This is a genomic window from Rhodococcus sp. WS1 (assembly GCF_003797745.1).
In the GTDB taxonomy this organism is placed as follows: Bacteria; Actinomycetota; Actinomycetes; order Mycobacteriales; family Mycobacteriaceae; genus Rhodococcus_F; species Rhodococcus_F erythropolis.
In genome coordinates, this window is sequence record NZ_RKLZ01000001.1 from 1,493,918 (window position 1) to 1,507,330 (window position 13,413).

A 13,413-nucleotide genomic window follows, 5' to 3' on the forward strand; every position below is an offset into this window, starting at 1 on the left:
CGTGCCTCACATACGGAAGACGCCGAAGTTCTCGGTGCCTTCGATCGGGGCGGTGGCAATGGCCGACAGGCACATTCCCACCACGGTGCGGGTGTCTCGGGGATCGATGACGCCGTCGTCGTACAGACGCCCGGACAGGAACATCGGAAGTGACTCGGCCTCGATCTGGTTCTCGATCATCGCGCGCATGCCGGCATCAGCCTGCTCGTCGAAAACCTGGCCGCGGGCCTCGGCAGCAGCGCGTCCCACGATGGAGATGACGCCGGCGAGCTGCGCACCGCCCATGACGGCGGACTTGGAACTGGGCCAGGCAAAGAGGAATCTCGGATCGAATGCCCGTCCGCACATGCCGTAGTGACCGGCGCCGTACGACGCTCCGAGCAGGATCGAGATGTGCGGAACCTTGGAGTTGGCAACCGCATTGATCATCATCGATCCGTGCTTGATCATGCCGCCCTCCTCGTACTCCTTACCCACCATGTAGCCGGTGGTGTTGTGCAGGAACAGCAACGGCGTGTTGGAGCGGTTGGCAAGCTGGATGAACTGCGTTGCCTTCTGGGACTCTTCGCTGAAGAGAACTCCACGTGCGTTGGCCAGGATGCCGATCGGGTAACCGTTGAGTTCGGCCCAGCCGGTCACGAGGGAGGAACCGTAGAGCGGCTTGAACTCGTCGAAGTCGGAACCGTCGACGATACGGGCGATGACCTCACGCGGATCGAACGGAATCTTCAGGTCGGCCGGAACGATGCCGAGCAACTCTTCCGGATCCTCGAGCGGTTCGATGATCTCCGCGCGAGGCGCCGGCCCCTTCTTGGTCCAGTTGAGTCGCTTGACGATCGAGCGACCGATGCGGATCGCGTCCTGCTCGTCGGCTGCGAAGTAGTCAGCCAACCCGGACTTGCGAGCGTGCATTTCGGCGCCGCCGAGTGCCTCGTCATCTGATTCCTCACCGGTGGCCATCTTGACCAGCGGCGGACCTGCGAGGAACACCTTGGAGCGTTCCTTGATCATCACGACGTGGTCGGACATGCCCGGGATGTACGCGCCGCCGGCAGTCGAGTTACCGAAGACCAGTGCAATGGTGGGGATACCGGCTGCGGAAAGCTGTGTGAGGTCACGGAACATACGCCCGCCCGGGATGAACACCTCCTTCTGCGTCGGCAGGTCTGCACCGCCGGACTCGACCAGCGAGATGACGGGAAGGCGGTTCTGCATGGCGATGTCGTTGGCGCGGAATCCCTTACGCAGCGTCCAAGGATTGCTGGTGCCGCCGCGCACAGTGGGATCGTTGGCGACGATCAGGCATTCGACACCTTCGACAACGCCGATACCGACCACGGTGCTGGCGCCGACCGGGAAGTCACTCCCCCACGCAGCGAGGGGACACAGCTCGAGAAACGGTGAATCCTGATCGAGCAGGAGTTCGATCCGCTCGCGCGCCAGAAGCTTTCCCCGTTTGTGGTGCCGCTCGGTGTACTTCTCGCCGCCACCGGCAAGCGCTTTGGCGTGCTCGACCTCGATCTCGGCGAGCTTGGTGTTCATGGTCGATGTTGCGGTCTGATACACCTCGGAATTGGTGTCCAGCGTTGACCGGATGACACTCATGACTGATACCCCAATCGCTTGGCCGCGAGACCGGTGAGGATTTCGGTGGTTCCGCCACCGATTCCCAGAATTCGCATGTCCCGGTACTGCCTCTCCACTTCACTTTCCTGCATGTATCCGAGGCCGCCGAACAGCTGAACGGCTTGGTTCGCAACCCATTCGCCCGTCTCGACTGCCGTGTTCTTCGCGAAGCACACCTCGGCGATCAGGTCGCCGTCACCGGCCATGTACCGCTCGATCACCGAGTGGGTGTACACCTTGGCGACGTCGATCTTGCGGGCCATCTCGGTGACGGTGTTCTGCACGGCCTGCCGACTGATGAGAGGTCGACCGAAAGTTTCGCGGGCGCGGCACCATTCGAGGGTCAGCTCCAGGCAACGTTCTGCACTGGCATACGCCTGCGCGGCGAGCGCGACACGTTCGGAAACAAATGCCTGGGCGATCTGCGCGAAGCCGCTGTTCTCTGCGCCGACCAGATTCCCCACAGGAACCCGGGCATCGACAAAGGACAGTTCCGCGGTATCGGATGCACGCCAGCCCATCTTCTCGAGTTTGCGTGAGACGGTGAATCCCGGTGTGCCCTTCTCGATCACGAGCAGTGAGACACCACCCGCGCCGGGGCCACCGGTGCGCACTGCGGTAACGACGAAGTCGGCTCGAACGCCGGAGGTGATGAACGTCTTGGCGCCGTTCACGACGTAATGATCGCCGTCGCGCTTGGCTGTGGTTGTCAGGTGCCCGACGTCGCTGCCTCCGCCGGGCTCGGTGATGGCGAGCGAGCCGATCTTGTCGCCGCGCAGGGTCGGCTTGACCCACTTCTCGATCTGCGCCTCGTCGCCGGCCGCAATCAGGTGCGGCACCGCGATGCCGCAGGTGAAGAGCGATGCGAACAGCCCGCCCGACGCACCTGCCTGATGCATCTCCTCACAGATCACGATGGAGTCGACGGCGTCGCCGCCCTCACCGCCCACCGATTCGGGAGCACTGGCGCCGAGCAGCCCGAGAGCGCCTGCCTTGCGGTGTAATTCGCGCGGAATCTCGCCGTCGCGCTCCCACTGCGTCAGATGCGGCAGAATCTCCTGGTTCACGAATCCGCGTACGGTCTCGCGAAGCGCAAGCCTTTCCGGTGTGGTCCACACGGTCACCGTGAATCCTCTTTCTCGTCAGTTACGGGGAGTAGCGAAATCGGGATGTCGATGTGGCGCGAACGCAGCCATTCACCAATCCCCTTGGCCTGCGGATCGAACCGGGCCTGCGAGGCAACACCCTGACCGAGGATTCCCTCGATCACGAAGTTGACGGCACGAAGGTGCGGAAGCTGGTAGCGAGTGACGTTCAGGTCTGCTGCTTCCGGTAGCAGTTCCTTGAGCATTTCGACGGTCAGTGTGTGCGCCAACCACTTCCACTGATCGTCCGTGCGAACCCAGACGCCGACGTTGGCATTTCCACCCTTGTCGCCACTACGGGCACCGGCGATCGTGCCGAGTGGTACCGACAGCGAAGACTGTGGCGGCAACGGCTCCGGACGCTCCGGTTCATCGACGGCTTCGAGGTCCTGCGTCAGCGTCGACGGAGCGATGTCCACGCGAGTGCCGTCGGGCAGTACGGCCACGTGAGGCACCGATCCGGCGTCGACGTAGCCGGGGGTGAACACTCCGTACGGCTGGCCGTTGCTCGGCGGAGCGGTCAGCGAGAAGCCTGGGTAACTGGCGAGTGCCATTTCCACCGCAACCGCAGAGAAGGGACGACCGATCACCTTGGGATCGGAATCGCGAACCACGCAGCGCAGCAACGCACTCGCGGTTTCCTCGGTGTCGGAATCCGGGTGATCCGTGCGAGCGAGAGTCCAGACCAGTTCGGCGGGCTTCTTCGTCAGCCAGGATTCGAGTTGAGTCTTCGCCAGATCGGCCTTGGCCTCGATGTCGAGACCCGTGAGGATGAACGTGGCCTCGTTGCGGAACCCGGCCAGCGTGTTGAGTGAGACCTTGTACTGCGGCGGCGGAGCCTCGCCCGTGACTCCGCTGATCAGCACCCGATCCGGGCCTTCCTGGGTGAGCACCGCGTTGTCGATGCGGGTGGTCACGTCCGGGCCTGCGTAGCGTCCACCCGTGATCTCGTACAGCAGCTGCGCCGTCACGGTGCCGACGCTCACCTCGCCGTCCGTACCGGCATGCTTGGTGATGACCGAAGATCCGTCCGCGTTGATCTCGGCGATCGGGAAGCCAGGACGGCCCAGATTCGGAATCTCGGTGAAGAACGCGTAGTTGCCGCCGGTGGCCTGGGTTCCGCACTCGATGACGTGGCCCGCCGCGACAGCACCGGCCAGCTGATCGAAATCATCTCGCTTCCAACCGAAATGGTGAGCGGCGGGACCGACGATCACCGAAGCGTCGGTGACACGTCCGGTGACCACGACATCGGCGTCGGCTGACAATGCTTCGACGATGCCCCAGGCGCCGAGGTATGCGTTGGCCGTCAGCGGGGAGCCGAGTCCGAGTTCGTCTGCCCGAGAGACCAGATCGTCGCCCTCGACGTGGGCGATCTTCGCGTTCAACCCCAGCCTGGTGTTGACCTCGCGCAGCGCGTCGGCCAGTCCGGCCGGGTTGAGACCGCCGGCATTCGCGACGATCTTCACGCCCTTGTCGAGTGCAAGTCCGAGGGTGTCTTCCACCTGCCGCAGGAACGTCTTCGCGTAGCCGAGCGACGGGTCCTTCATCCTGTCCCGTCCGAGGATCAACATCGTCAACTCGGCAAGGTAGTCGCCGGTCAGGTAGTCGAGGTCGCCGCCCTCGAGCATCTCGCGCATCGCCGAGATGCGGTCGCCGTAGAACCCGGAGCAGTTACCGATCCGTACCGAACTCATTTGCCCACCTTCGCTTCTCGTGCGGCTCGTCCCTCGCCGCTGGGTCCGGCAAATGCCTGCGCGAACCCGAGCCACTCGTCCGCGTCGGCACCAACGGCAACCAGATCGAGATCGGCGCGATTGGCACGCTGAGTGACCAGCAAACAGAAGTCCAATGCGGGCCCGGTCACCTTCTGCGGTGCATCTTCCGGCCCCCAGGTCCAGAGCGAACCGTCCGGCGCCGTCAACTCAACCCGGAAATCGTCGGCGGGCGGCGTCTTCTCGTTGACCGAGTACGCAAAGTTCCGCGTACGGACACCCAGATGAGCGATGTTCTTGATGCGCGCCGTCGGGGCTCGCTCGACGCCGAGTGCGTCGGCAACGTCCTGCCCGTGCGCCCACGTCTCCATCAATCGCGCAGTTGCCATGGACACTCCGCCCATGGGCGGGCCGTACCAAGGAAACTTGGTACCGGACGGGGCGGCGGTGAGAGCCTCGACGAGAGCGGTGCGCCCCGCTCTCCAATCGGCGAGCAACTCCGCCGGCGGGCGGGCCGCCTGCTCGGCAGCACCGTCGTCGACAAATCCCGCCGGATTCACGAACGCCGCCTTCAACTGCTCCGCAAACCCGTCCGGGTCGGTGATCGCCAGGATCGCAGCACTGTCCGTCCAGTGCAGGTGCCCGATCTGATGCGCGACGCTCCACCCTTCCGCGGGCGTCATTGTCGCCCACTTCTCCTCGGGCAGATCCGCAACCAGGGCGTCGAGGCTCTCGCCTTCGGCCCGCAAGTCATCGATGAACGTCTGAAGTTCGGCCATGCGACCAGCATCACACCCGGGTCCATAAAAATCAAGCACGAATGATTGTTATTGAGAAATCTTGTGGTGAGAGACTGAGCTCAACTGCCATCGACTACCAGGAGCACCCATGAGCGACGCCGTACTGATCTCGCGAACCGGCGATGTGGTCACGTGGACCCTCAATCGCCCGGACACCCGCAACGCGATCTCCGAGATCGACATGATCGAGGCCCTCGAAGACGCGGTCACCGCAGTCAACCGAGATCAGAGTGTGCGCGCGGTCATCCTCACGGGGGCCGGGTCGGCTTTCTCCTCCGGCGGCAACGTCAAACACATGCGAGACAAGGAAGGCATGTTCGGTGGTGCTCCCGGCGAGATCCGCCAGGGCTACCGGCACGGCATCCAGCGCATTCCGCTCGCGCTGTACACGTGTGAGGTGCCGACCATCGCCGCGGTCAACGGCCCGGCCATCGGAGCGGGCTGCGACCTCTCACTCATGTGTGACCTCCGCATCGCCTCGACCGCCGCAGTCTTCGCCGAGAGCTTCGTCAAGGTGGGACTCATCCCCGGCGACGGCGGAGCCTGGCTGCTCCCCCGCGCGATCGGCAACGCCCGCGCCGCCGAGATGGCGTTCACCGGCGAACCGATCGATGCTGCGAAGGCACTCGACTGGGGTCTGGTCTCGCAGATCACCGAACCCGAGGAATTGCTTTCCGCAGCGCACGCTTTGGCAGCGCGAGTAGCCGCCAATCCCCCGCAGGTACTCCGCATGACCAAGAAACTCCTCCGCGAAGGCCAGCACCAGAGCCTCGAGAGCCTGCTCGAACTCTCGGCCGCCATGCAGTCGATCGCCCACCACACCCGAGATCACCACGAAGCCGTCGCCGCGATGCTCGAGCGTCGAAGTCCTGAGTTCACCGGAGAATGAAGGCCGGCAGTCAGCTACTGCCGGTCGGCGCAGTCCTCACCTCGATACTGTCGCTCCAGTTCGGAGCGGCATTCGCGACGACCCTGTTCTCGCAGATCGGGCCGGCCGGTGCCACGACGCTTCGGCTGACGATCGCCGCGATCATCCTCGGAGTCATCGTCCGCCCGCGATGGAGCAGGTGGTCGAACCGACAGCGCAAAGGCATCTTCGCGCTGGGCATCGCCCTCGCCGTGATGAACGGCGCCTTCTACCTCGCCCTCGACACGGTGCCCATCGGCACGGCCGTCACCATCGAGTTCCTCGGACCGTTGACGCTGGCCGCAGTTCTGTCGCGTCGGTGGGCCGACGGAGCGTGGGTGCTGCTCGCCTTCGGCGGAGTGTTGCTGCTCGGGTTGGGGGATCACGGCGAATCCGGATTGGACCCGATCGGGGTGATGTTCGCGTTGATCGCCGCGACTGCGTGGGCCAGCTACATCGTGGCCGGTTCCCACCTGGCCGCGACGCTCCCGAGTGCCGACGGGTTGGCAGGCGCAAGCATCGTCGCAGCCGTATTGACGCTCCCCTTCGGCGTTATCTCGGGCGGGAGTGAACTGCTGGATCCGAAGATGCTCGCCGCAGGCGCAGCCGTCGCCATCCTCTCGTCCGTCATCCCGTACAGCTTGGAAATGTGGGCGCTGCGCTCCTTGGCCAAGAAGGTCTTCGCGGTCCTCATCGCCCTCGAACCGGCAGCGGCCGCACTGGCCGGAGTCCTCGTGATCGGGCAAACGCTCGACGCTTTCACACTCGTCGCCATCGGACTGGTGGTGACCGCGGGTGTCGGGACGGTAGTCATGAATCGAAAGTCCACACCGAAATAGTCCAGGTACCGTCAGAGCACGTCATTCCAACGCACAGGAGAACCATGACCAACCCGATCATCGCCACCGTTCTCGGTAACACCCCGCAGATCGACGAAAGTGCGTTCATCGCACCCAACGCCACCGTTGTCGGCGCTGTGACCATCGCTGCGGGAGCCAGCATCTGGTACGGCGCGGTTATCCGCGGCGACGCCGAATCGATCTCCATCGGCGCTGACACCAACATTCAGGACAACTGCACCGTGCACGCCGACCCGACGTTCCCCGCAGTGCTGGGCGAGCGAATCTCGGTCGGCCACAACGCAGTGCTGCACGGGTGCACCGTCGAAGACGACGTTCTCGTCGGCATGGGTGCCGTGGTGCTCAACGGCGCACACATCGGTTCGGGATCACTGATTGCAGCCGGTGCGGTCGTGTCTCAGGGGATGCAAATCCCGCCTGGATCACTGGTCGCCGGCGTGCCCGCCAAGGTCAAACGTGAACTCTCCGAAGGCGAAAAGGCCGGTATCACCGCCAACGGCGCCGGCTACATCATGCTCGCGAAGGCTCACCAGGACATCGAACAGGCCTGATCGAGACGATGCTCGCGGACGGTAGCCGCAAGAGCACCGACTAGCCTCGGGGCCGCAACGTACTGTTCGGCAACTCGGGTGCCGGGAGCGCCGGGCCGTCGTATCCCGGCACGACGCCGAAACGCTGGTCCGGGACGCTGCCGTCGAATCCGGAGGCCAGCTCGGCCTGCCACTTGCGTCGATACTCGACGATCTCTTCGTGGGTACGACCCATGAAGTTCCACCACATGATGACCTGCTCGCCCAACGGTTTCCCGCCGAGAAGTAGCAGTCGAGCCGGTTCGGATCCCGGATTGCGCAAAGTCAGTTTTCCGAAACCTGGTGCTTGATAACCCAACTCGGCCCAGCCGACGGTGGTACCACGCAGAACAACCGATCCTTGATCGACGATCACGCCGTGCTCATGTGAACGATCGACATCGAGGGCGATCTCGGCCCCAGGATCGAGAATCACCTCGGCACCGAGCAATTCGGTGAAGGTAGACACCGGAGACGTGTCACCGGCGAGCGAGCCGAGGAACACACTGAGCGTGGCACCATCGGTGGTCACCGGCTCCGGTCGATAGTGAACGAACGCGGGTGCGGTATCGCGTGCCGCATCCGGCAGCGCCACCCACAACTGCATCCCGTGCAGAACCTTCGTATTCGGCGTCGACACTTCGGAGTGCGCGATCCCACTCCCGGCCGTCATCAAATTCAGTTCACCCGGCCGCACCATCGCATGGGAACCGATGCTGTCACGGTGCTCGATCTCTCCGGTGAACAGCCAACTCACCGTTTGCAATCCGGTATGCGGATGCGGCGGCACATGCATGCCCGGTCCTGAGCCGACGTCATCCGGACCGTAATGATCGGCAAAACACCATGCCCCGATCAGCGAACGCTCGCGTTGCGGAAGGGTGCGACGCACTCGCATCGCCCGCGGGCCACCGAGCGGTACGTCGCGCGGGGTGAGAATCTGAATCTCGCTCTCCGCCGGATGGCCTTCGCATTCCTGCTCGACGGGCTGCGCTTCGAGGTTGCTCATATCGTCCATCCTGCCTCTAGTCATGACTGCGCGAGACGCAGACGCGTGCACAATTCGGCCAACAGTCGAAGTTCATCCGCGTCCAGGGCCGGTCCGACGTGGCGACGAATGCTCGCCGCATGACGGCGACCCACTGATTTCTGCAGCGCTGCACCCGCTTCGGTGAGTTGCACGATCGTCCCGCGGCGATCCTGTGGATCAACACTTCTCGATACCAGACCTTCACCCTCCAACCGTTCTACCAGGCGGCTGAGTGACGGCTGGCTCAACAGGATCTCGCGATTCAGGTCATGCAGGCGAAGTGAACTACTCGGTGTGAGGCTCAATGTGAACAGCACGTCGTACTCGCGCATCGACACCTGATCCCAGACGTCGTCGGCAGAGAGCCGCCGCAGCACCGACACCTGGGCGCGAAACAAGGCTTCCCAGGCGTCGGTGGCGAGTTCGGTGGTACTGACCGGAACCTCAGGCGGTTGCTCGTCAGGCAGTGACACTGCTTGCCTCACGAGCCGCCTTCATCGACGCGTGAGTGGGCGGGTTGTCCGGCACATGTGCTGGCCGCCTGGCCGCGAACTCACGGCGCAGAACCGGAACAACTTCCTCACCGAGCAGATCGAGCTGCTCGAGCACCGTCTTGAGCGGCAACCCGGCGTGATCCATCAGGAACAGCTGGCGCTGGTAGTCACCGAAGAAATCGGCAAACGCCAACGTCTTCTCGATGACCTGCTCAGGGGAACCGACGGTCAGCGGCGTCTGCTCGGTGAACTCTTCGAGTGAGGGCCCGTGGCCGTACACCGGAGCATTGTCGAAATACGGACGGAATTCCTTGACCGCGTCCTGACTGTTCTTGCGCATGAAGACCTGACCACCGAGACCGACAATCGCCTGATCCGCGGAGCCGTGGCCGTAATGCTCGTAACGCTGGCGGTAGAGATTGATCAGCTCGATGTAGTGCTCTTTCGGCCAGAAGATGTTGTTCGCGAAGAATCCATCGCCGTGATAGGCCGCGATCTCCGCGATCTCGGGGCTGCGGATCGAACCGTGCCACACGAACGGCGCGACGCCGTCCAGCGGGCGCGGGGTGGACGTGAATCCCTGCAGCGGTGTGCGGTACTCCCCTTGCCAGTTCACGACCTCCTCGTCCCAGAGCCGGCGAAGAAGTTGATAGTTCTCGAGTGCCAACGGGATACCGGCGCGAATGTCCTTGCCGAACCACGGGTACACCGGCGCGGTGTTTCCGCGTCCCATCATCAGATCGACACGCCCCTCAGCGAGGTGTTGAAGCATCGCGTAGTCCTCGGCGATCTTCACCGGGTCGTTGGTGGTGATCAGCGTCGTGGAAGTGGAGAGCGTGATCTTCTCGGTCTGGGCCGCGATGTATCCGAGCATCGTGGTCGGAGATGACGGCACGAACGGCTTGTTGTGGTGCTCGCCGGTCGCGAAGACGTCGAGACCGACTTCCTCGGCGTGCTTGGCGATGGTCGTCATGGCCTTGATGCGCTCGTGCTCTGTCGGGGTCTTACCCGTCGTGGGATCAGTGGTGACGTCACCGACCGTGAAGATTCCGAACTGCATGGTTGCTCCTCCGCGAACTAGATCCATGCGTTTGCATGTAACTGATCAAACATTCAACCATCCAGCTGTATTCCACGGCAAAAAGATGAGGGCGGCACACAAGATGTGTGCCGCCCTCATCTGGACAAACGATCTACCGAAAAGCGGTCAGTGCATAACGATCGGCGTTGCCGTCTCGCCCTCGGCCACCGGCCTGGTGGTCTTGCTCCGCGGCAGGAAGAACGCCGGGATGAGGGTCAGGACGATCAGCACAGTGGCAACGAGGAAGGTGTTGCCGAAAGCGTCCGACGCCGCACTGAGAATCGAATTCGCAGCAGACTCCTGCGGACTTCCCGGCTCGGTCGGAATGTGCGACGCCGCACCGACCATCGTCGTATCGAGGCCACGATCGAGAAGCTGGTTGGTCAAGACCACCGACATCACGGCGGTACCGATCGAACCTGCAGTCTGCTGAACGATGTTCATCAGAGTGGAACCGCGAGCGATCTGCTCGTTGGAGAGCGTCACGATAGCTGCGGTCATCAGCGGCATCATGGTGCAACCCATACCGAGGCCCATGACGAACAAGGCGCCCATCAGCAGCCACGTCGGGGAATCCGAGGCAACCTGTGTGAACACACCCAAACCGATGAGAATCAGCGGCAAACCGGTCAGGACGATCTTGCCCGGGCCGATCTTGTCGACCAGTCGACCAGCGATCGGCATGGTGACCATAGCGCCCAGCCCCTGTGGAGCCATCAACAATCCGGCCGCGAGCGTGGTGTGCCCGCCGACCTGAATGAAGTAGCTCGGGAACAGCAACCCGGCGCCCATGAACGCGACGATGAACAGCGACGTCGTGATGACGGCGGTGGTCAACTGACGGTTCTTGAACAGGTGCAGGTCGATCAGCGGGTGATCCTTGTTGAGCGCGTGAAACACGAAGGCGATGATCAGTGCCAGACCGATACCGGCCGACACCAGAACTCGAGCCGACGCAACGGTTCCCACCTCAGGGATGGACGACACACCGAACAGGAACAGCGCCAGACCGGGCGACAGCAGGATCATGCCGAGGAAGTCGAAGGACTCCGAAGGCTTCGCCTTGTCGGACGGCAGAATGATGAACGCAGCAGCCAGAGCGATGATGCCGATCGGCAAGTTGATCAGGAAGATCCAGTGCCAGCTCGCGGCCTCGATCAGCCAACCACCGAGAATCGGGCCGCCGATGGGACCGAGCAGCATCGGGATACCGAGAACTGCCATGACACGACCGACACGGTCCGGACCGGCGGCCCGGGTCATGATCGTCATACCGAGCGGCATCAACATGCCGCCGCCGAGACCCTGGAGCACGCGGAAGCCGATGAGCGAGGTGATGTCCCACGCCATCGCACAAGCGACCGAACCGAGCACGAACAGCACCAGGGCCGTCATGTACAGGCGCTTGGTGCCGAAACGGTCGGCAGCCCAACCGGTAACCGGAATGACCGTCGCCAAGGCGAGCGTGTAGGCCGTCATCGTCCACGCGACGGTGGCGTACGAAGTTTCGAAGTCCTCGGCAAAAGTGGTGAGCGCGACGCTCACCACGGTTACGTCGAGAATCGACATGATGGCGCCGAGCACCACCACGGAAGCGATCTTGAGGACCGCCCCGTCAAGTTTGTCGGACGCCGGTGCCGGCGCGTTCGGCGATGTCATCGCGAAGTCTCCTGGTTAAGTGCTCGCAGATAGTCACCCGCGAGAATGGGCTTGAGAGCCTCGAACAAACGAATCCGCTCTGGCTCAGGAACACGCGACGCGAATTCGCGAAGCTGGCCGCGCTTGCACTCGATGTGGTTGGTCGTCACCTTACGACCGGCCTCCGACAAGGAAACCCGCTTGACGCGTCGGTCCCGCTCGTCTTCACGGCGATCGACCAGACCCATGTTCACGAGCTGATCGATGTTCCGCCCCGTAGCTGCCACCGAGAGCCGAAGCTCGTCGGCAACCTCGTTGATCGGGATCGCCGCATCACGTTGTGCAAGTACGAACAGCACACGCACCTGAGAGAACGAGAGATCCAGTTCGATCAACGCATCGATCGACTCCGAATCACCGGCGCTCATCAGGCGAGTGAACAACTCGTCGAGTGCTCCATACAGGTCATCAGAATCGGAAGCGATCACCTGGCAAATGGTAGTGCGGTTGCAACTATTGCCCAAATGAAAACATGTTGCAACTTATTATTTGGTGAGCACCATCACGTTGCGAAGAATCATTCCTGCAGCAAGATGGCCTTTCCGAGAACTTTGCCGCTTTCGAGATCAGCCAGGGCAACTGCTGCGTCGGCAAGCGGATACCGTGCCTTGACCAGCGGACGCAAGCCGTTCCGAACGTGTTCTACCAGCGATGCATGCACCTCGGCTACCGCTTCGGGATTGGTGCGCGTGAACTCGCCCCACGCCGCGCCGACAATGCTGATGTTGCGGAACAGCACCCGGTTCACCTTGACCTGAGGAATGCCGCCGCCGGCAAAACCGATAACCACAAGACGCCCCTCCGGCGCCAGAACCCGGACCGCGTCGTCGAACGCATCCCCGCCTACCGGATCTACCACGATCTGAGCGCCGACGCCGTCGGTCAGTTCCCGAATCCGCTCTCCCCATCCCGGAGCCAGCGCGACAACCTCGTCGGCACCGAGCTCACGCAAGAAGTCCTCGACGCCTTCGCGTCGTACCACGGCGATCACCCGGGCACCGTGCGCCTTCGCCAGCTGGATGGTTGCCGTTCCGACTCCGCCCGCAGCGCCGAGCACGACGACCGTCTCCCCCGCGACGATCTTCGCGCGACGAGCCAGCGCGAACTCCATCGTCTGATAGTTGATGATCAGAGAGGCCGCCTCGTCGAAGGCGAGTCCGTCCGGAATTCGGAGTACCTGCGCCGGGTTGACGGCAATCCGCTCTGCATAGCCGCCCAGATACGCGGCCGCGAGAACACGATCGCCCGGAGCGAAACCCGACCCTTCCGGCGCGGAGACCACGACGCCCGAGATCTCCGCGCCGGGAATGAACGGCGGTTCCGGGCGGATCTGATACTTGCCGTAGGTGATGAGTAGGTCCGGAAAGCAGACACCACTGGCCTTCACATCGATGAGAACAAGACCTTCGGCTGCGGGCTCGGGAACCTCCTGCGCGACAATTCCTTCGGGACCGGACAGTTCCGTAACCACCATGGCGCGCACAGAAA

At 63.1% G+C, this 13,413-nt stretch carries 13 protein-coding genes; 3 read left to right on the forward strand and 10 right to left on the reverse strand.

All coding sequences use genetic code 11. The features are described 5' to 3' along the window. Positions 1–6 precede the first annotated feature (6 nt). From EEB12_RS06735 to EEB12_RS06750, 4 genes are read right to left on the reverse strand one after another with little or no spacing between them, the layout of a single operon-like run. A complete protein-coding gene (locus tag EEB12_RS06735) occupies positions 7–1,605 on the reverse strand; it encodes an acyl-CoA carboxylase subunit beta (RefSeq protein ID WP_019744291.1) in 1,599 nt (532 codons plus the stop codon). Next, the gene (locus EEB12_RS06740) at positions 1,602–2,750 is read right to left on the reverse strand and encodes an acyl-CoA dehydrogenase family protein (protein WP_084326722.1); all 1,149 of its coding nucleotides are present in this window, start codon (positions 2,748–2,750) and stop codon (positions 1,602–1,604) included. The genes EEB12_RS06735 and EEB12_RS06740 overlap by 4 nt, the downstream gene beginning before the upstream one ends. After that, positions 2,747–4,468, reverse strand: coding sequence for an acyclic terpene utilization AtuA family protein (locus EEB12_RS06745; protein ID WP_060939053.1), 1,722 nt, complete (start codon positions 4,466–4,468; stop codon positions 2,747–2,749). The genes EEB12_RS06740 and EEB12_RS06745 overlap by 4 nt, the downstream gene beginning before the upstream one ends. After that, positions 4,465–5,265, reverse strand: a complete 801-nt coding sequence (locus EEB12_RS06750) for a TIGR03084 family metal-binding protein (protein WP_031331858.1) — start codon at positions 5,263–5,265, stop codon at positions 4,465–4,467. Before EEB12_RS06750 ends, EEB12_RS06745 begins: the two co-directional genes overlap by 4 nt. A 109-nt stretch (positions 5,266–5,374) precedes the next feature. On the opposite strand from EEB12_RS06750, the gene EEB12_RS06755 reads away from it, so the two are divergent. From EEB12_RS06755 to EEB12_RS06765, 3 genes are read left to right on the forward strand one after another with little or no spacing between them, the layout of a single operon-like run. Further along, the gene (locus EEB12_RS06755) at positions 5,375–6,175 is read left to right on the forward strand and encodes a crotonase/enoyl-CoA hydratase family protein (RefSeq protein ID WP_020906831.1); all 801 of its coding nucleotides are present in this window, start codon (positions 5,375–5,377) and stop codon (positions 6,173–6,175) included. Then, a complete protein-coding gene (locus EEB12_RS06760; RefSeq protein ID WP_099697442.1) occupies positions 6,172–7,032 on the forward strand; it encodes an EamA family transporter in 861 nt (286 codons plus the stop codon). The genes EEB12_RS06755 and EEB12_RS06760 overlap by 4 nt, the downstream gene beginning before the upstream one ends. Positions 7,033–7,076: 44 nt before the next feature. After that, positions 7,077–7,604: a gamma carbonic anhydrase family protein gene (locus EEB12_RS06765; RefSeq protein WP_003941993.1), complete on the forward strand. Its 528-nt coding sequence runs from the start codon at positions 7,077–7,079 to the stop codon at positions 7,602–7,604. A 40-nt stretch (positions 7,605–7,644) separates the two neighbouring features. Here the strand turns inward: EEB12_RS06765 and EEB12_RS06770 are convergent, their stop codons facing one another. From EEB12_RS06770 to EEB12_RS06795, 6 genes are all read right to left on the reverse strand, one after another. Then, positions 7,645–8,631, reverse strand: a complete 987-nt coding sequence (locus EEB12_RS06770; RefSeq protein WP_029254865.1) for a pirin family protein — start codon at positions 8,629–8,631, stop codon at positions 7,645–7,647. A gap of 20 nt (positions 8,632–8,651) precedes the next feature. Then, entirely contained in the window at positions 8,652–9,125 is a 474-nt protein-coding gene (locus EEB12_RS06775; protein ID WP_019744297.1) for a MarR family winged helix-turn-helix transcriptional regulator, read from the reverse strand. Then, positions 9,112–10,206 carry an LLM class flavin-dependent oxidoreductase gene (locus tag EEB12_RS06780; protein ID WP_020906827.1) on the reverse strand — a complete coding sequence of 365 codons (1,095 nt, stop codon included), beginning with the start codon at positions 10,204–10,206 and terminating at the stop codon, positions 9,112–9,114. The genes EEB12_RS06775 and EEB12_RS06780 overlap by 14 nt, the downstream gene beginning before the upstream one ends. Positions 10,207–10,353: 147 nt before the next feature. After that, positions 10,354–11,886, reverse strand: a complete 1,533-nt coding sequence (locus tag EEB12_RS06785; protein ID WP_003942006.1) for a DHA2 family efflux MFS transporter permease subunit — start codon at positions 11,884–11,886, stop codon at positions 10,354–10,356. Then, entirely contained in the window at positions 11,883–12,353 is a 471-nt protein-coding gene (locus EEB12_RS06790) for a MarR family winged helix-turn-helix transcriptional regulator (RefSeq protein WP_003941890.1), read from the reverse strand. The genes EEB12_RS06785 and EEB12_RS06790 overlap by 4 nt, the downstream gene beginning before the upstream one ends. An 89-nt stretch (positions 12,354–12,442) precedes the next feature. Continuing rightward, entirely contained in the window at positions 12,443–13,408 is a 966-nt protein-coding gene (locus EEB12_RS06795; protein WP_019744299.1) for an NADPH:quinone oxidoreductase family protein, read from the reverse strand. Positions 13,409–13,413: the final 5 nt, after the last annotated feature.

Bases quoted from the DNA above. Each gene is read 5' to 3' on its own strand.
- EEB12_RS06770 (WP_029254865.1), bottom strand. From the start codon at position 8,631: ATGAGCAACCTCGAAGCGCAGCCCGTCGAGCAGGAATGCGAAGGCCAT.
- EEB12_RS06765 (WP_003941993.1), top strand. From the start codon at position 7,077: ATGACCAACCCGATCATCGCCACCGTTCTCGGTAACACCCCGCAGATC.
- EEB12_RS06780 (WP_020906827.1), bottom strand. From the start codon at position 10,206: ATGCAGTTCGGAATCTTCACGGTCGGTGACGTCACCACTGATCCCACG.
- EEB12_RS06745 (WP_060939053.1), bottom strand. From the start codon at position 4,468: ATGAGTTCGGTACGGATCGGTAACTGCTCCGGGTTCTACGGCGACCGC.
- EEB12_RS06750 (WP_031331858.1), bottom strand. From the start codon at position 5,265: ATGGCCGAACTTCAGACGTTCATCGATGACTTGCGGGCCGAAGGCGAG.
- EEB12_RS06735 (WP_019744291.1), bottom strand. From the start codon at position 1,605: ATGAGTGTCATCCGGTCAACGCTGGACACCAATTCCGAGGTGTATCAG.
- EEB12_RS06755 (WP_020906831.1), top strand. From the start codon at position 5,375: ATGAGCGACGCCGTACTGATCTCGCGAACCGGCGATGTGGTCACGTGG.
- EEB12_RS06760 (WP_099697442.1), top strand. From the start codon at position 6,172: ATGAAGGCCGGCAGTCAGCTACTGCCGGTCGGCGCAGTCCTCACCTCG.
- EEB12_RS06785 (WP_003942006.1), bottom strand. From the start codon at position 11,886: ATGACATCGCCGAACGCGCCGGCACCGGCGTCCGACAAACTTGACGGG.